The 16,755-nt window shown below is 49.3% G+C and carries 14 protein-coding genes, 3 pseudogenes and 1 other annotated feature; of the genes and pseudogenes, 4 read left to right on the top strand and 13 right to left on the bottom strand.

Annotated features, from left to right (window positions below; all coding sequences use genetic code 11):
• Window positions 1-14: 14 nt before the first annotated feature.
• The 11 genes and pseudogenes from FA954_RS04180 to FA954_RS04130 form a co-directional block, all read right to left on the bottom strand.
• Entirely contained in the window at window positions 15-800 is a 786-nt protein-coding gene (locus FA954_RS04180) for an ABC transporter substrate-binding protein (RefSeq protein ID WP_369792452.1), read from the bottom strand.
• Window positions 801-987: 187 nt separating this feature from the next.
• Window positions 988-1,512, bottom strand: coding sequence for a hypothetical protein (locus tag FA954_RS04175; protein ID WP_049720456.1), 525 nt, complete (start codon window positions 1,510-1,512; stop codon window positions 988-990).
• 73 nt (window positions 1,513-1,585) lie between these two features.
• Window positions 1,586-2,011, bottom strand: a complete 426-nt coding sequence (locus tag FA954_RS04170; protein ID WP_062843099.1) for an NUDIX hydrolase — start codon at window positions 2,009-2,011, stop codon at window positions 1,586-1,588.
• A gap of 12 nt (window positions 2,012-2,023) precedes the next feature.
• On the bottom strand, window positions 2,024-2,500 hold the full coding sequence (locus FA954_RS04165; RefSeq protein WP_049720458.1) for a PaaI family thioesterase: 477 nt from the start codon (window positions 2,498-2,500) through the stop codon (window positions 2,024-2,026).
• A gap of 100 nt (window positions 2,501-2,600) precedes the next feature.
• Window positions 2,601-3,368, bottom strand: coding sequence for a 3-hydroxybutyrate dehydrogenase (locus tag FA954_RS04160; protein ID WP_062843098.1), 768 nt, complete (start codon window positions 3,366-3,368; stop codon window positions 2,601-2,603).
• Window positions 3,369-3,417: 49 nt separating this feature from the next.
• A pseudogene (locus FA954_RS13860) lies at window positions 3,418-3,831 on the bottom strand (GntP family permease); the annotation flags it as partial.
• 163 nt (window positions 3,832-3,994) lie between these two features.
• A pseudogene (locus tag FA954_RS14155) lies at window positions 3,995-4,650 on the bottom strand (sigma-54 interaction domain-containing protein); the annotation flags it as partial.
• A gap of 206 nt (window positions 4,651-4,856) precedes the next feature.
• A pseudogene (locus FA954_RS13850) lies at window positions 4,857-5,201 on the bottom strand (PAS domain-containing protein); the annotation flags it as partial.
• Entirely contained in the window at window positions 5,198-5,794 is a 597-nt protein-coding gene (locus FA954_RS04140) for a histidine phosphatase family protein (protein ID WP_049720463.1), read from the bottom strand. The pseudogene FA954_RS13850 and the gene FA954_RS04140, both read right to left, overlap by 4 nt.
• 49 nt (window positions 5,795-5,843) lie before the next feature.
• On the bottom strand, window positions 5,844-6,575 hold the full coding sequence (locus tag FA954_RS04135) for a hypothetical protein (protein WP_037995635.1): 732 nt from the start codon (window positions 6,573-6,575) through the stop codon (window positions 5,844-5,846).
• Between the two features lie 218 nt (window positions 6,576-6,793).
• A complete protein-coding gene (locus FA954_RS04130) occupies window positions 6,794-7,102 on the bottom strand; it encodes a hypothetical protein (protein ID WP_037995637.1) in 309 nt (102 codons plus the stop codon).
• 173 nt (window positions 7,103-7,275) lie between these two features.
• On the opposite strand from FA954_RS04130, the gene trmB reads away from it, so the two are divergent.
• Window positions 7,276-7,929: a tRNA (guanosine(46)-N7)-methyltransferase TrmB gene (gene trmB / locus FA954_RS04125; protein WP_138614886.1), complete on the top strand. Its 654-nt coding sequence runs from the start codon at window positions 7,276-7,278 to the stop codon at window positions 7,927-7,929.
• A gap of 266 nt (window positions 7,930-8,195) precedes the next feature.
• The gene (gene rpsD, locus FA954_RS04120; RefSeq protein WP_037995641.1) at window positions 8,196-8,798 is read left to right on the top strand and encodes a 30S ribosomal protein S4; all 603 of its coding nucleotides are present in this window, start codon (window positions 8,196-8,198) and stop codon (window positions 8,796-8,798) included.
• 80 nt (window positions 8,799-8,878) lie between these two features.
• On the opposite strand, the gene ppsA is transcribed toward rpsD, so the two are convergent.
• The gene (ppsA, locus tag FA954_RS04115; RefSeq protein ID WP_037995643.1) at window positions 8,879-11,503 is read right to left on the bottom strand and encodes a phosphoenolpyruvate synthase; all 2,625 of its coding nucleotides are present in this window, start codon (window positions 11,501-11,503) and stop codon (window positions 8,879-8,881) included.
• 658 nt (window positions 11,504-12,161) lie between these two features.
• On the opposite strand from ppsA, the gene FA954_RS04110 reads away from it, so the two are divergent.
• Window positions 12,162-12,569, top strand: coding sequence for an NUDIX hydrolase (locus FA954_RS04110; RefSeq protein ID WP_037995722.1), 408 nt, complete (start codon window positions 12,162-12,164; stop codon window positions 12,567-12,569).
• A 38-nt stretch (window positions 12,570-12,607) separates the two neighbouring features.
• Here FA954_RS04110 and tyrS read toward each other — a convergent pair whose 3' ends face one another.
• Window positions 12,608-13,864: a tyrosine--tRNA ligase gene (gene tyrS / locus FA954_RS04105; protein WP_037995647.1), complete on the bottom strand. Its 1,257-nt coding sequence runs from the start codon at window positions 13,862-13,864 to the stop codon at window positions 12,608-12,610.
• A 58-nt stretch (window positions 13,865-13,922) separates the two neighbouring features.
• Window positions 13,923-14,128: a binding site (T-box leader), on the bottom strand.
• Window positions 14,129-14,189: 61 nt separating this feature from the next.
• Between tyrS and FA954_RS04100 the strand changes: the two genes are divergently transcribed.
• Window positions 14,190-16,547 (top strand): transglycosylase domain-containing protein, encoded by a 2,358-nt coding sequence (locus FA954_RS04100; RefSeq protein ID WP_049720467.1) that lies wholly within the window; start codon window positions 14,190-14,192, stop codon window positions 16,545-16,547.
• The last annotated feature ends 208 nt before the right edge of the window (window positions 16,548-16,755 follow it).

Here is a 16,755-nt window from a genome sequence, read left to right as displayed (position 1 = left end):
CCTTCACATCTATTTCATTCATTTTCCAGAAGATTCCGATTAAAATACTTGTGACTGATCCGGTCATACGTCCCGTCCCGGATGATCTTTTCAAGAGCCTGATTTAACTTTTGCTGCAATTCTTTATCCCCTTTATGCACGGCAATGGCCATCTCGTCTTGTGTCAGCGGCTCACCGACATCTTTGATCGGGAAATTCATCCGGTTCATCGCATACAACCCGACGGCCTGATCGGTAATGACGGCATCCAGACGCCCGGTCGGCAAATCCTGCAAAGCGGTGATGTCGCTGGTGTATTCCACGAGATCGGAACTGTAGCCGGATGCCACCTCTTTAAAAGTGGACGCCTTCATCACCCCGATGATTTTTCCTTTCAAATCATCCGCCGAACGAATGGACGTGTTCTCAGCGGACACAAATATTTGCGCACCCGAACGGTAATAAGGGATCGTAAAATCAACAGCTTGTTTTCGCTTCTCGGTAATCCCCATGCTGCCGATGATGGCATCATATTTTCTCATTTGCAAACCGGCAATGATGGTTTCCCAAGGCGTGGCAACCGGATTGGGTTTCAATCCCATTTCTTTGGCCAATGCCTTCCCGATCTCCACATCAAATCCGGTCAATTCTCCTCCCTGTCGGGTGTCATGATAGTTGAACGGTTTATACAGACCGCTCATCGCAAAGGTAAACGTTCCTTCTTCCAAAGTAAACCGGCCTTCGGGGCGGTCCGGCACACAAGCAGTGAAAAACAGAAAACAAAAAACCATGCCCAAAAAAGAAAACCAACGGAAACGGATCACAAAAACCTCCTTTTTTCAATACAACAGATAAAAAATCCAAACCTTATTCCCGATATGCGTTATGTATTTCCCGTTCTATTGCATTTTTAAACCATAAAACTTTATATTTATAATGTTAGATTTCATAAAGATCAATAAAAAAACCACCCGTAACGCAGGGTGGCTGCAAGATTCCGGGAACAAATCAAGAGGATTCAATCAAACTGCTTGTATCCACTTTCCATATTCCCTGTTCATTTTTCACCATTTGAAACCGGCTGGCATCTTCGCCCATCAGCGGATACTCGACGTAACCCGTATGGTCATCGAGTTGGACAAACTTCACTTTTGTCACTCCGGTCAACACCCGTTTCATACTGTTCACCTTTTGGATCAGTTTCTGGTGGTCCCCGGGCTTTTTATTGACAGACAACAATTCCTCCATCTCTTCATCATGGTTCAAAACGGCGTGGAGATACAGCTTGGCCGCAACAATGGGATCGATCTGTTTCAAATCTTCCACCGGTTTGCTCTTATACTGATCATAAATCTTTTGTTCATCTTCCCGGAGTTCGAGCAGATGGGTTTCTTCCAGCATCATCACTTTCTTTTCGTTTCCAACCACCGTGCCCGTTCCCATTTCCGGCTGATCCGCGCATCCTGCCAACAACACGCCACAAACGCCACAGAACACAAAAAACATGGCCAAACGAAGATTGACACGAAGCATGTCCGTTTCCTCCCATCCCAAAAAAATCCCCCGGTTTCACAACCAGAGGACTTCTCTGTTCTTGTTCCAAGATTCAAAGACCGCGAAAATCGGTGTAAATCCGATAAGCCCGGCGGATCTCTTCTTTCATCCATCCCGGATATTCTCCCTCGTCCAGTTCGTCCAGATAAACCCAACGGTAAAGGTCATGCTCTGCACTTAAAGTCAGATCTCCCGTGGGTTGGTCACAGGCAAATTTAACAATGATCAAATGCTTTTCTTCCTGGATCTCATCGTATATATATGCCGGTGCCACCACTTTCACTTCCAAACCGGTTTCTTCCTTCACTTCCCGGGCCAACGCATCCATGATCGGTTCGCACGGTTCCAAACCGCCTCCCGGAAAGTCCCAACCGTGAGTGTCTTTGGCCAGGCGTTCTTCCAGCGACTTGCGCAAAATTAACACATGGCCTTCATGAAAAATAATCGCTTTTGCCACGATTTTGTAAGGTTTTGTCATAAAAATCCCCGCCTACTTCAAACGGAAAAAGGTTGAGGAAGCTGTGGCAATCATCTTTTCCCGCTCATCGAACACTTTGGTTTCCAAAATAATGGTCGTTTTTCCCTTTTTGATCACTTGCGTTTCGGAAGTCAGCCAGCCTTCCTGGCCTGGTGCCAAAAAATGAACATTCAAGTCCAGGGTCACGACCCGGGCATCTTTCCCTTCCATTTGAAAAATGGTGGATCCCATGGCCGTGTCGATAAAAGTGGCGGTGATGCCGCCATGCAAGATTTTGTAGCGGTTTTTCAATTCATCTGTGATGCACATGCGGTGAATGTACGCATTTTTCTGTTCATCGTAGCCCGTCGCTTGAAAGTTCATGACTTCCTCAATATATGCCAGCGGGCTGACCCTTGTGCGTTTCAAAGCTTGAACCAGTTTATGTATGGTTTCAATTTCACCGGGATTTAAATCCTGCAGTTCTTGGTATAAAGTTTCTAACGTCATCGTTGCTCCTCGGTTCATATCTTGATTTTTCTTCTATTATCTTAACGAAACCACCCGCAGGACGCAAGAATCCCCGCCTTTTTAAGACGGGGAAATTTTGTCACCATCCGCCCGATACGGAAATGGTCTCTCCGGTCACCGCCCCGGCCGGATCCGAAGCAAGATAAACCGCACAAGCAGCCACTTCTTCCGGGCGGATAAACCGTTTGACGGCTTGTTTGTTCAACAAATGTTTCATCAAAGCCTCCTGTTTTGTGATCCCTTCTTCCGAGGCCAATTTCTCCAGTTGATTTTGCACCAGCGGGGTATCCACGGCGCCGGGCATGATCGCATTGGCGGTAATGCCGTAATCGGCGGTTTCCAAAGCAACCGTTTTGGTCAGCCCCACCAATCCGTGTTTGGCTGAAATATAGGCCGCTTTAAAGGGGGAAGCGGTCTTTCCGTGCACGGACGAAATATTGATGATCCGCCCGTACTTCTGTTTTTTCATCACCGGCAACACATGTTTGATCAACAAAAACGGACCGGTCAACATCACATCCAACAAATGATTCCACTTTTCGAGCGGGAAATGCTCCACCGGATCAATATGTTGCAATCCGGCATTATTGACAATCACATCGATGCTGCCCCGTTCATCCACAAGCAACTTGGTGTTTTGCATGATTTGCTCTTCGCTGGTCACATCCACCGCATAGCCTTTGGCCGATCCGGCCGTTTCATTTTGGATGTCTTCCGCCACCGATTCAGCCGCTTCTTTCTTTACATCCCAGACCGCCACAAAGTCTCCTTCTCCGGCAAACGCCCGGGCAATGGCCCGCCCGATCGTTCCGGCAGCGCCTGTCACAATCACCGTTCTTTCCGCCATCCGGTATCCTCCTCTTGAAAAAATTTTTAATAAATTCCCGTCGCGATGGTCAACAAGTCATAAGCGGAACAACCAACGTCTTGATCACCGTGATCGCAAAAATGTCCGGATACGCTTCCCGATGCGTCAATCCGCAGATCGCCAGAAGGATGATGACCGCCCCGTTATGGGGCAATGTGTCCATGCCGCCGGCCGACATGGAAGCGATCCGGTGCAACACTTCGGGATCCGTCCCGATGCTTGCGGCCAGCTCCAGATACTTTTGCCCCATGATGTCGAGGGCAATGCTCATACCGCCGGATGCGGACCCGGTGATGCCGGCCAGAATGTTGATGGACAATGCCTCGGAAAAAAGGGGATTCACGTCCATCGACAACAGGGCACGGGTAATCGACTGAAACCCCGGCAAGCCGGCAATCACATTTCCAAACCCCACTTCCGAGGCTGTATTCATGATCGCCAATGGCCAAATTCCGGTTTCCGTTCGCAGCTTTCAATGCTTGCCGGATCGCTTCTTTTTCCGCCCGGGCCACGGCGGACTTCAAGGAAAATTTCCCGTCATGGCATCCTTGTTTTTTCTGCAGGTGATACGGCAAGTGTTTCACATCCAATGTGTCCCCATCCATCAGATGCATCGACCGCTCCAAGACATTTCGCAATTCCCGGACGTTTCCGGGCCAGTCATAATTCAACAGGCATCCCATGGCTCCCGGCGTGATCCGGCTTGCGTAAATCCCCAGATCCGCCGATAATTCCCTGAGCAGGATCTGTGCCAGGTCCGGGATGTCTTCTTTCCGCTTGCGCAACGGGGGAATCTGTAAGGAAATCACATGAAGCCTGTAAAATAAATCCAACCGGAACCGCTTTTCCCTGACCATCTCTTCCAAATCCCGGTTGCTGGCTGCCAACACCCGGACATTGACCGGAACCGGATGAGCCGATCCCACCGGCTCCACTTCTTTTTCCTGCAACACGCGCAACAGTTTTGCCTGCATGGTGAGAGGAAGTTCCCCGATCTCATCCAAAAAAATCATGCCACCCTCCGCGAGGAGAAACTTTCCCTTTCTGCCTCCCGGGGAAGCTCCGGTAACGCCCCCTCTTCATACCCGAACAAAATCGATTCCACCAGGCTTTCCGGAATGGCGGCACAATTGACTTTAATAAACGGCTTTCCCCGTCTCGGGCTTTCAAAATGGATGGCATGGGCAAACATTTCTTTTCCGGTTCCGCTTTCGCCCCCGATGAAAACCGTGGAATCACTCCAAGCCACTTTCCGCGCCATTTCCTTACCCGGAGCATGGCTTCGCTTTTTCCCGCAATATCATCAAAACGGTATCGGATTCCCAATTTTTTAAAATATTCTCCCCTGTAATAGTCCAATTCTTTGCTCAACTGCATGACCCGGCGGGACAAGGCGTGCAGTTTGTTCACATCTTGAAACAAAACTTTGCCAACTGCGGAAACCACCCGGTTGTTTTTACGGATGGGAATGCGATGAACCAACATGTCTCCGCCGCGGATCCGTTGGACTTGCGCCAGCTCCGGCCGGCCGGTGCGGACGACAATGTGCATCCGTATGTTTTCAATCACTTCGGTCACATGCCGCCCGATAACTTCCCGGGCATCCACCTGCAAAAATCTGGCATACGTGTCGTTCAGCATGACAATTTTCCCGTCGGGATCCACAAGAACAATCCCCTCATAGGCGCTCTCAAAAGCCGCTTCAATCAGCTGCTGCCTTTCCCGCAACCGGAAAAGCTCCTTTCTGAGCTCTTGAAAATCGTTGCATTCTGCTTCCACAGCCGGACAACCTCCATTAGCGGATAATCTCATTGAAGATGCGGCACTTCATTATAACTTTCCACCGTCCACCGGCCGTTTTGGTGATAAATCAGCCGGGTCATGCTGGTATTTTTCAATTTTTCTCTTTGCGGGCCGTACTCCCCGCCAGTCACCGCATGCAAAAACATATGGATGCACAAACCATGGGCCACAATCGCAATTTGCCCTCCAAAATGTTCCCTGGCCAATTCCTCGCATTTTTCAGAAAATCGTTTTTGCATGGCTTTCACGGTTTCCACACCGTATTTTCCCCCGTTTAAAGTCACTTCTTTCCAGTCGGGATATTTCCGTTTCACTTCCTCATCCATCAACCCTTCCCACTCACCAAAATTTCTTTCCCTGAATTCCGGAAAGACCGTGACCGGCAACCGGTGCGGTTTGGCCACCAGTTGTGCCGTCTCTTTGGCGCGGGACAGGTCGCTGGCATAAATGGCACTGAACGTTTCATCCTTCAGATAGCCGGCCAGCTTGGCAGCCTGCTCCCTGCCCAAATCACTCAACGGGACATCCCGTTGCCCTTGCTTGCGAAATTCCCGGTTCCACAAGGTTTCCCCATGACGAATCAAAAGAATTTTGGTCTCCATCCCTCTTCCTCCCGTCCAGTCGGTGCCAAATCCGCGGGTTGTGCGGGGTTCAGGGCCGGAAAGTGCCGGCATCAAAACGGCGGATCATGTTTTCTTCCGCCCGGTCCCCTTTCAGCACAACCGCAAAAGCCCAGTCGGAATGATTCTCATCCAAAGGCACCAAATAAGGATAAATTTCATTTTCTTTGATTCCTTTTAAATCTTTCCGGAAAACCGTCCAACGCTGGTCCTTTTCATTTTCAACCGTCAAATACAAATCGCCTTCCTGCTTATACGCCCGTGCATACCATCCGGCTTCTTTCTGCAGGATATACCGGTTGCCGGTCACTAACAAAACTGGTTTCACCGGCTTGTTGATCCGGTATCCTTTGTCGATCGTTTCTTGTACAATTTCCAGATATTCCACCATCTCATCGCCGTCTTTGGAATGCATTTTGGTTTCCAGCTTGCTTTTTTCCGGCAAATAAAGGGTTTGGACACACCGGCCGCTGTCCAATTGGTAAAAATCCATCCGAAACACTTGTTTTTCCTTTATGTAAGTTAAAACGGACAAATACCGGCCATCATCACTTCCGCCGTAAATATAGGGTTGATTTTGCAAGTAAGTTTGCACACCCGCATCCAAAAGCAAATCTTTGATTTTTGGAACCTCTTGATACAATTTTTCATAAAAACCCCAGTGATCCGTGGGGTCTTGTTGAATGCCGAAGAGAAACCCCTGGCAAGCCACACAGGCAAAAGCCATGAAAACCATCAAGAGCAGAAAATATCTTTTTGACACATCAACACCCCGAACCAGTCCGAAAAATCATCCATCCTTGTTCCCATTGTATAGCAAAATCAAACGGACAGACCTCCGGATCCATGCCAACCAAGTGTCGCCCCAACTTGCACGGTACCGGCTTTAATCTTAGCATATTAAATGTTTTTATTTATATCAACAAAATCCGGGCCGGAAGGACGACACCTTCACAAGCCCGGAAAAACGGATCTTTCCTGTTACACGATGCTGACTTGTCTGGAGGAAACAACAATCGGCCGGGGGACCCCTTGAACACAAGCAACCAAGGTGGCATCTCCCCAACGGTTCACATCGGCGACATAAACGTAGGTGGGATAACGGAATACATCACGAACCACCACACGGATCACCTGACCGACATATTGGCGCAACGTTTGAGGAGCGACGAAGGGACGTTGTTGCGGGGGTTGCTGCTGACCGGGGCTCCCCGGCCTTCCCGGGGGTTCAGGCCTTCTCTGCTCAATATATCCTTCATTTCCCATCCATCCATACGGATAATGATACATCCATCCTTCTCCCTTCATTGAAGATCTATTTTCTATCTATTCCAATCCAAACCGCTTCGTTTATGTATACACCCACCCGGGAAAAACCGGGCATCAAAAGGGAAACCCTTTGTTTTCCCGCTTGTCAATCGTTATAATAGAAAGGAATTTTAAATGGAGGATCAGAGAGAACCATGCGACTGAGAAGAAACCCAGAAGCACCGAAAATTCTTTCCAATCACCCGATGGTTTTCCGGGTCACGGAAGAAAACAAAAATGAGTGGCAAGGCAAGTGGCGTACGCGCTTTCCCCATCCCGACAACCCCCTTTACGTGGAACTCGGGACCGGAAAGGGCCAATTTTTAGCCAAAGCTTCCACCCAATATCCCGATATAAACTGGATCGGCGTCGAAAAAATTCAGGAGCCTTTGTTAAAAGCCGTCCGAAAAGGAGAAGAAACCGAAAACCAAAACCTTCATTACATCTGGATGGATGTGGAATGGTTAAATGAGGTCTTCGGCAACGGGGAAATCAACCGCCTGTACCTTCACTTCAGCGATCCATGGCCGAAAAAGCGGCATACCAAAAGGCGCTTGACTCATCATCACTTTTTGGAACGTTACCGGAAAGTGTTGGCTCCCGGCGGTGACTTGATTTTAAAAACCGACAGTGTCAGCCTGTTTGACTTTTCATTGGAGGAATTTGCCGAATACGGCTGGGAAACGGTCGAAATGACGCGGGATCTGCACAACAGCCCCTTTCAGGCGGACAACATCACCACTGAATACGAAGAAAAATTTGTCGCCCGCGGCCTGCCGATCCACTACATTCGTGTCAAGCCCGTCTGATCGTCCCATTCCTCCATTTTCCCTTCTGTTATTGACTTTTGCATGGAACCGGCTATAATAATTCCTTGTATGGCTCAAAGTTCCTGAAAAAGGGTTTTGAGGATAGCAAGCAAACGATAGGTGAAGGGATCACCCTCACTGATTCGCCTCACCGGGAACCGGTGGGTATCCGGCTTTTCGCCGCTATCCGGAAAGTGCGGGTAATTCGCGAATCAGCACCCTGTCATTTGCGAAAAACCAGCAAATGATGAAAGGAGCCAAAAAGTATGGCACGTTACACAGGACCTACTTGGAAATTAAGCCGTCGTCTGGGAATTTCTCTTTCCGGAACCGGAAAAGAGTTGGCAAAACGCCCGTACGCTCCCGGACAACACGGCCCGAACCAACGCAGAAAGCTTTCCGAATACGGAATGCAATTGCAGGAAAAACAAAAACTCCGTCTGATGTACGGCGTTAATGAAAAGCAATTCCGTAATCTGTTCAAACGCGCAGGGAAAATGAAAGGGGTCCACGGGGAAAACTTCATGAAGCTGTTGGAATCCCGTTTGGACAACCTCGTGTATCGTCTCGGACTTGCCCGTACCCGTGCACAAGCACGCCAATTGGTGGTACACGGCCACATCCTGGTCAACGGGAAAAAAGTGGACCGTCCGTCTTACCAAGTAAAACCGGGCGATGTCATCGGCGTACGCGAAAAAAGCCGCAACCTGCAAATCATCAAAGAAGCTTTGGAAGAACGCCAATACCTTCCGGAATATCTCACCTTTGATGAAAACAAAATGGAAGGTACCTACACCCGTCTTCCGGAGCGCTCGGAATTGCCGTCTGAGATTAACGAGACCATGATCGTCGAGTTCTACTCCCGTTAATCCGGCAAAACGGCATATGCGACGAAAAAAAACCCTGAAAGCCTGGATCCAGGCTTTCAGGGTTTTTTGGTTTTTTCGGCTCACTCCAAAATTTCGATATAACCCTCCGTGCCATTCACCCGGATCCTTTGTCCGTCCTTGATCCGCTTGGTCGCATTCTCCACCCCGACCACAGCCGGCAAGCCGTATTCCCGGGCAATGACAGCGCCATGGGTCATCAACCCTCCCACTTCGGTAACCAATCCTTTCACCGAGACAAAAAAGGGAGTCCAACCGGGGTCGGTAAATCTTGTCACCAAAATACCCCCGTCTTCCGGAACCGCGTCCTCCATGTTTAAAAGAACACGGGCCCGTCCCTCGACAATGCCGGAAGAAACCGGCAGCCCCAAAATTGCGTTGTCCGGGAGGTTTTCCCGTCGGTACCGGCCTTGGATGATTTCGCCATCGGATGTGATCACACGCGGAGGGAACAGTTTTTCATAGAATTGGTATTCTCTCTTTCGCCGGCGGATGATGCGTTTATCCAGCCTGCCGGTGCGCACCGCTTCGCAAAATTCATCAAAAGTGAGGTAAAAAACCTCTTCTTTATCCCGCAAAATCCCCTTTTGCACAAGCTTTTCCGCTTCTTTCAGCAAGGACTGCTTATAGATAAAGTAACGTTGAATGATACAGTACTTGGGATATTCCCTGAAGCCGGCGAGGTTTCTCAGCCGCTGGATCATCCGCTTGGTTTCCCTTGCTTTTTGCCCGCCATCCGGCAGTTCTTTCAACCGTTCCAATAATTCCTTTTCTTTTTTCAATGCTTTTTGCTTTCCTTGCTCGAACTTGCGTCTGCCGGCACCCGGCCCAAAGTTTTTGACGTGGTGCAAAATGACGGGAACCAATGTGACGGGCTTTTCGCTCCAACGGGTCCGGGTGATATCAATTTCCCCGGGACAACGCATTCCATGCTTTTCAAGAAAAGCATCGATTTTGGCACGGGCTTCTTTGCCGCCCTCCAACCGGATCATGTCATCCAAAAAAGAATCCTTTTTCACTTGTTGCAAATAATCCACAACTTGCGGATAAGGGCGGATCGCATCGGCCACCTCCAAAAGCTCCATTCCCATTTCCGACGTGATGTTGTTCGGCACTGATTGCGTCAATTGGTCGGCTGCGTGTTTTTCCCCCAGCCACTGTTCCATCTTTTCATTGATCCACATCGCAGCGTCCATCGCCGCCTGAATCAAATCGATATGGGAAGATAACTCCTTCCTCAGTCGTTTCAGATCATGCCGGATGTAATCAAACAACGCCGGTCCGGCTTTCTGTCGGATCTCTTGTTTACACTGTTCGACGGATGCCTGAGCTTTTCTCATTCGTTCCAAAACGACAGACGGATCGCTTGGAATGGAGGCCGGATCAGGCGGAGACGGCAGCGCTTGGCGTCCCGGTCCGGGATTGCGTCCTTTGCTATCCGGACAAGATCGGGTAAAATCCTCAAAAAAATTCTCCCGTTTGACAATGGTCATCAGCGCGTCTTTGATCAGCGGATCGTTTTGTCCGAGGGATTGGATCAAATGGTTTCGGCTTTCAGGCGAAGCCAGCATCGGCGTGACATCGACAAACAACCTTCCCCCTGCGGTCCGCATGGGCGCGGGCGTCGTTAACAGGAAAAAAGACAATCCCAACGGTTTCATGGCATCCGTCATCATTTGTTGATGCCCGACCGACACGTAAACGCGTTTTCCCCGGGCTTCCCCCTGCTTTGGAACAGGAAACAAAGTGGTGACGGGGCGGCTCTGAACAATATAAACGGTGCCGTCGGCCAGACACCATTCGATGTCTTGGGGACATCCGAAATGCGCTTCCAGCATCCTGCCGGTTTGCTCCAACTTCAACACTTGCTTTTCTGAAAGGACGGGACGGTTTTGCTTCTCCGGCGGGATCCCCTTTTTCTCCGTCCCGCCCTCTTTCCGTGCATAAACCGCCGACTTTTTGCAGGCAATCCGTTTCTCCGTGATTTTTCCTTCCCGCACTTTGTAGCTGTCGCCGGAAATTTCGCCGGAGACCAAGGCCTCCCCCAATCCGAAGCACGCATCCACCGCCAGCACCTTGCGGTTGGAAGTGACGGGATCGGCGGTGAACATGACACCGGAAGCATCAGGAAAAACCATCCTTTGAATCACAACAGCCGGCAAAACCTCCCGATGATCCCTCCCGTTTTTCATGCGGTAAATCACAGCCCGATCCGTAAACAGAGAAGCCCAGCATTGTTTCACCGACCGGAAAATTTCCCGGGTCCCCTTGACATGGAGCCAGGAAACCAGCTGTCCCGCAAAAGAATGGTCAGGCGAATCCTCGGCCGTTGCGCTGGAACGAACAGCATATGCTTCTTCCCTTCCAAACTTTTCAAGCAGGCGGTCCACCTCGTTCACCATCTCTTGGGGAAGGGTGGACTGCATGATCACTTTCCGGATCTTCCCACTGATTTCACCCGTTTGTTCAAGATCCTCATCTTTCAGCCGGGTGATCCGGTCCAACAGCATATGAAAGGTTTCATTTGATGCCAAGGCCTTTTCAAAAGCGGCTGTGGTCACACAAAATCCTTCCGGCACGTGGATGCCTTGAATCTTTGAGAGCTCTCCCAAATGATATCCTTTTCCCCCGACAAGCCTGAGATGCGTTGGTTGGATTTCCTGAAACTCAAGGACATACGGATTCATCTCATTCCTCCTCCTGACTGCGTCACTGGAGGCGGATGGCCCGCGGGCACCATCCAACCTCCCGGACACGATCTCACTGGAACATGATGCACCATTTCCCCCCGAAAAAACAGTCTGATATTCTTTTTTCCGCCGTTGTATAATAAAAGTGGGAGGAAGATGCCGGTTTCAGGGCAGATGGATCCCTTGACGTTTTTGGAACATCATTTCGCCGGCGGTTTGAAATCGTGAATCCATTCCTTTATCTTTTAACCGGGTGTTCCCCCGGTTCCCCGGTTTGAATTCTCTGAAATTATGGACAAATATTAAGAATCATCCAAAATTTTTGATCTGCCTTCCCGCTCCCGTTTGCTTCTGCACGACTTCCCGGCCCCTTTTCTTTTCAAGCATTCCGGGCTTTTCATTTTTTCCGGGTGCCCACAGACTTCCTCGCAACCATCCCCGCGGAAGCCCTGAACCGTTGCAAAATTCAAGCATAAAATATACCGATTTTAATCATATTTTCGTATTACTTTATACCAATATATATGTTAATCTTTGCTAATTTTTGTTAAAATATATATAAAGGAACCAATCATCCTCTGATTATTTCCCCTCTGTTTTTTGCTAATCTTTTCACCACCTGGACCTCATTTTCAAAAAGGTGAGGTGAGTTATGATGGCACCTCCGAAATTTTCATTGTATTCCCGTGTTTTGGTTTTTAACTACCACTCACAGCTTTTGCTTGTCAAACACCCGAAACGCGGTTGGGAGATTCCCGGCGGACGGGTGAGAGAAAAAGAATCCATTCGCTTGGCCGCCATTCGCGAAGTGAAGCAAAAAGCGGGGATGAACATCAAATTGATCAAATACTGCGGAGTTTTCCAGGACTTACGTTCACATAAATGCGAACTGTTATTTATCGGCAAACCCATCAGCGGACGGATTGCGGTCGGAGAAGAAGTCGATGATGCCGCTTATTTCCCTGTCGACACGGCCATGAGAATGATCAGCCAACGCATTGTCAAACAACAGATCATGTACTGCCTCCATGAAAAAAGACATCCATTCATCGTGGAATATTAAAAAAACCGGCAGAGCAGGCCATCCCCTGCTCTGTCGGTTCAATTTCGTTTCACCTTTGCAAATTTCCGCTTTCCGACTTGGACGACCATGCCGTCTTCCACTTGAATTTGCGCTTGGATGTCAGTGACTTTTTCCTGGTTGATCCGGACACCGCCCTGTTGAATCATCCGGCGACCTTCCCCGTTGCTAGCCACCAGACCCAGCTTGGACAAGAGGGCAACCACCCAAATCTTTCCTTGTTCCAAATCTTCTTCGGCCAATATCACTTCCGGAATCTCGTCCGGCAACGATCCCTTTTGGAAGACGGTCTGAAAATGCCTTTGGGCTTCATCCGCCGCTTCTTTTCCGTGATACATCCGCACCAGGGTATGCGCCAGCCGCATTTTCGCGTCCCGGGGATGCAATTTTTCTTGCTCCAGTGCTTGTTTTAACCCATCCAGCTCATCTACCGTCAGATCGGTCACCAACTCAAAATACTTGAGCATCAACTCGTCCGGAATGGACATGGTTTTTCCATACATGTTATTCGGCTCTTCATCGACGCCGATGTAGTTGCCCAAGCTTTTGCTCATTTTCTTCACGCCGTCCATCCCTTCAAGGATCGGCATCGTCAAAATCACTTGTTCTTCCAGACCGTATTCTTTTTGCAACTGGCGCCCCATCAATAAGTTAAATGTCTGGTCCGTCCCCCCGATCTCAATGTCACTTTTGAGCACCACCGAATCGTACCCTTGCATCAGGGGATAGAAAAACTCATGAATGCTGATGGCCTGGCCCCTTTCGTAACGTTTGGAAAAATCATCCCGTTCCAACATGCGGGCCACGGTGCATTTCGAAGCGAGATGGGTCACATCGGCAAAAGTCAGCGGGCTTAACCAGTGACTGTTGAAATAAACTTCGGTTTTTTCCCGGTCCAACACTTTAAACAATTGGTCCGTATAAGTTTTCGCATTTTCTTTCACTTCTTCTTCGGACAACTGTTTCCGGGTTTGCGATTTTCCGGTCGGGTCCCCGATTTGTGCGGTAAAATCCCCGATCACCAGCTGAACCTGATGTCCCAACTCCTGAAATTCGCGCAGTTTATGAAAGACGACCGTATGGCCGATATGCAGATCCGGGGCGGTCGGGTCCAAACCCAGTTTGATTTTCAGCGGGCGGTTTTCTTCGATTGAGCGGGCCAATTTCTCCCGCAAATCTTCCAATGGCAAAATTTCGGCTGCTCCACGCCGGATCACTCTCAGTTGTTGTTCAGTTTTTTCCATGGTTTCGGCGGACCATTCTTTTTTTACTGACATACCTGTTCCCTCCTTAAGTAAAATAAAAGTAGGTCATAAAAAAACTCCATCCCTCATCAAAAGGGACGGAGATTGATTCCGCGGTACCACCCTCATTGGAAACCGGACGTTTCCCACTCATTTCGATAACGGACCCTGTCGTCCGTGCGCATGACACGCAAGCTCCCAAGTGTAATTCACCGCCAGGTTCCTGCCGGTTCGCAGCAACCACCGGCTCTCTGGAAGGAATGGTCTGGCGACTACTCGCTTGTTCACAGCTTTTTACACGTTATAATAACCAGATTATGCTATAATATTACCCTAGAATGAGGAGGGTATCAAGTGAATGAAAAGTAGATCAGCCCGATTTACAAAAAAACGAAAGCATCAACCGGTGATCAATGCGGTGAAACCTGGCCTTTACGGACTTGTTGCTTTCGTGCTGATCGCCGCTTTTTTTGCGGTCGGCACTGGTGCGGGCATTGTATCCGCCATGGTGAAAGATGAACCGGTGAGAGATAAAGAAGATTTTGAAAAAGCATTAAACAGCTTGTTTGAAAACAGTTATGCCTATTTTGCCAACAAAGATGACAGCGGAAATCCCATTCGCATCGGGGCCTTCCGGAATGAAGGGGATGTCCGGAAACTCATCAAGTCAGTAAACGATGTCAGCCCTTACTTGATCGATGCTTTTATTTCCGTCGAAGACCGCGATTTTTACAAACATCACGGGATTGTCCCCCGCTCGATCTTGCGGGCGGCTTACCAACAGATCACCCATGCGGACGTGACAACCGGCGGAAGCACGATCACCCAGCAATTGGTGCGACGGGTCATCCTGGAGAATTTCGAAAAAGACCTGGCGCGCAAATCCAAAGAAATCGTTTTGTCCATCCGGCTTGACTCCTTGTTGGAGAAAGACCAGATTCTCGTTTATTACATGAACAGCGTCTATTTCGGCAAAGGCGCCAACAATCAAAACTTGTACGGTGTACAGGCCGCAGCCAACGGCATTTTCGGCGTGGATGTCAAAGACCTGAATCTCGCCCAGGCCGCCTATCTTGCCGGGATGGTTCAACGCCCGAATGCATACAATCCATTTGGTGATCCGGATAATCTCCGTCGCGGTTTGGACCGGATGCGACTGGTACTGTCGGAAATGTTGGAGAACAAAAAGATCACGGAAGAACAATATCAGGAAGCGTTGAAGTTTGACATCAAGGGTTCCCTGGCCAAGCCCAGTCCGGACGCCAACGGGTATGCCAATTATCCGTTTATCATGTATGCGCTTGAAAAAGAAGCGGCCGAAATCCTGATGAAAAAAGACGGTCTGGATATCGAAAAACTGAGCCAGGAAGGCAAATACCGCGCCACCTTGCAAAAATACATTGAGCGGATCCAGACACAGGGATACCATGTGTACAGCACGATCGACAAAAACATGTATGATGCCGTCAACAAGGAAGCCACCAAACATCTCACCTTCCACACGCGCAAATACGGTGAGTTTGAAGACCATGAACAATTGGGTGCAGTGCTCATGGACAACCGCACGGGAGCCGTTCTTTCCTTTGTCTCCTCGTCTAACCGCGAGGGCAATCAAAAAGACCATGCTTTTGACGCTTTAAACCAACCCGGCTCCTCCATCAAGCCGTTGATCGTTTACGGACCGGCCATTGAACAAAAAGTGGTTTCCCCCGACACCAAAGTATTGGATGAAAAACTGGCCCGGGGAGACGGTTCCGGCTATTACCAAAATGCGAACCAGAAATATCACGGACCGGTTACCATCCGGGAAGCTTTAAAATGGTCCTACAACATTCCGGCCATCAAAGTGTTCAACCACTTGGGCCATGACACCGGCTTCGAGTATCTGCGCAAGCTGAAAATCCCGCCGCATCCAAATGACGGGGAATCAGCAGCCATCGGGGGGCAAACCAAAGGTTACTCCGTTGCCAGAATGACGGCGGCTTTTGCAACGTTTGGAAACCAAGGGAAATACAATGACCCCTACATAGTGGAAAAAATCACCAATGCCGACGGGGAAGTCATCTATGAACACGAAAACAAACCGGAAACGGTCTTCTCTCCGCAAACCGCCTATCAGGTGACGGACATGCTTCGCGAGGTCGTCAAAGGAGGAACCGGTGTATATATCGGAAGCCGCATTAACGGTTTTGACATTGCCGGAAAAACCGGAACCACTTCCGAAGACCGGGACCTTTGGTTTATCGGTTACACACCGCAAATCACCCTTGGGGTTTGGAGCGGATACGATTACAACTTCCCGATGAGCCACAATGACAAATTCTCCAAACAAGCCTGGGTCAATATTTTTAAAGCCGCTCAGCAAGCAGCGCCTCAATACTTTGACAAAAATGCGCGCTTTGAAAACCCCGGCGGTCTTTTCCACGGCGTTCCGTGCCTGGAATGCGACCGGATAAACAAACATCAGGAAGACAAAGAGAAAGAAAACAAACAAAAAGACCCCAATGGCAATCCTGCGGATGATCCTTCACAAGGAAATCCGGATGATGGCACGAAGCCGCCCGATATTGTCCGTCCGCCGGATGACAAACCTTCGGATGGCGGTGGCGGAGACGACCCCAATCCTCCCGATGATCCCGGGGAGGAACCGGATCATCAGCACGGAAATCAGCCCGATCATCCCGGGCGCCCTCCGGGACAACGGGATGAAAACTGAACATCTGTTTGAAAAATCCCCTGATCTGGCAAAAAGATCAGGGGATTTTTCCCGGTCAAAAATCCATGAAAATATTGTCAAAAATTATATATGACTAGCAAGATAATGCCCTATGTTATAATAGGTCTCGTCAACATGGAGGGAGGGGATTGATGCATCATCATGAAACCATCTAACCATCCCGACGAGAGCGAACAAAAAGTGGGGA

Source organism: Thermoactinomyces vulgaris (genome assembly GCF_005886755.1).
GTDB lineage: Bacteria > Bacillota > Bacilli > Thermoactinomycetales > Thermoactinomycetaceae > Thermoactinomyces > Thermoactinomyces vulgaris.
The sequence above is the reverse complement of the archived record's forward strand: the minus strand, read 5'-3'. Positions and strand labels throughout refer to the sequence as shown.

Excerpts from the sequence above, each read along its gene's own strand:
- FA954_RS04175 (WP_049720456.1), bottom strand. The coding sequence starts at position 1,512 with ATGCTTCGTGTCAATCTTCGTTTGGCCATGTTTTTTGTGTTCTGTGGC.
- FA954_RS04170 (WP_062843099.1), bottom strand. The coding sequence starts at position 2,011 with ATGACAAAACCTTACAAAATCGTGGCAAAAGCGATTATTTTTCATGAA.
- FA954_RS04165 (WP_049720458.1), bottom strand. The coding sequence starts at position 2,500 with ATGACGTTAGAAACTTTATACCAAGAACTGCAGGATTTAAATCCCGGT.
- FA954_RS04160 (WP_062843098.1), bottom strand. The coding sequence starts at position 3,368 with ATGGCGGAAAGAACGGTGATTGTGACAGGCGCTGCCGGAACGATCGGG.
- FA954_RS04140 (WP_049720463.1), bottom strand. The coding sequence starts at position 5,794 with ATGGAGACCAAAATTCTTTTGATTCGTCATGGGGAAACCTTGTGGAAC.
- FA954_RS04130 (WP_037995637.1), bottom strand. The coding sequence starts at position 7,102 with ATGTATCATTATCCGTATGGATGGATGGGAAATGAAGGATATATTGAG.
- trmB (WP_138614886.1), top strand. The coding sequence starts at position 7,276 with ATGCGACTGAGAAGAAACCCAGAAGCACCGAAAATTCTTTCCAATCAC.
- rpsD (WP_037995641.1), top strand. The coding sequence starts at position 8,196 with ATGGCACGTTACACAGGACCTACTTGGAAATTAAGCCGTCGTCTGGGA.
- ppsA (WP_037995643.1), bottom strand. The coding sequence starts at position 11,503 with ATGAATCCGTATGTCCTTGAGTTTCAGGAAATCCAACCAACGCATCTC.
- FA954_RS04110 (WP_037995722.1), top strand. The coding sequence starts at position 12,162 with ATGGCACCTCCGAAATTTTCATTGTATTCCCGTGTTTTGGTTTTTAAC.
- tyrS (WP_037995647.1), bottom strand. The coding sequence starts at position 13,864 with ATGTCAGTAAAAAAAGAATGGTCCGCCGAAACCATGGAAAAAACTGAA.
- FA954_RS04100 (WP_049720467.1), top strand. The coding sequence starts at position 14,190 with ATGAAAAGTAGATCAGCCCGATTTACAAAAAAACGAAAGCATCAACCG.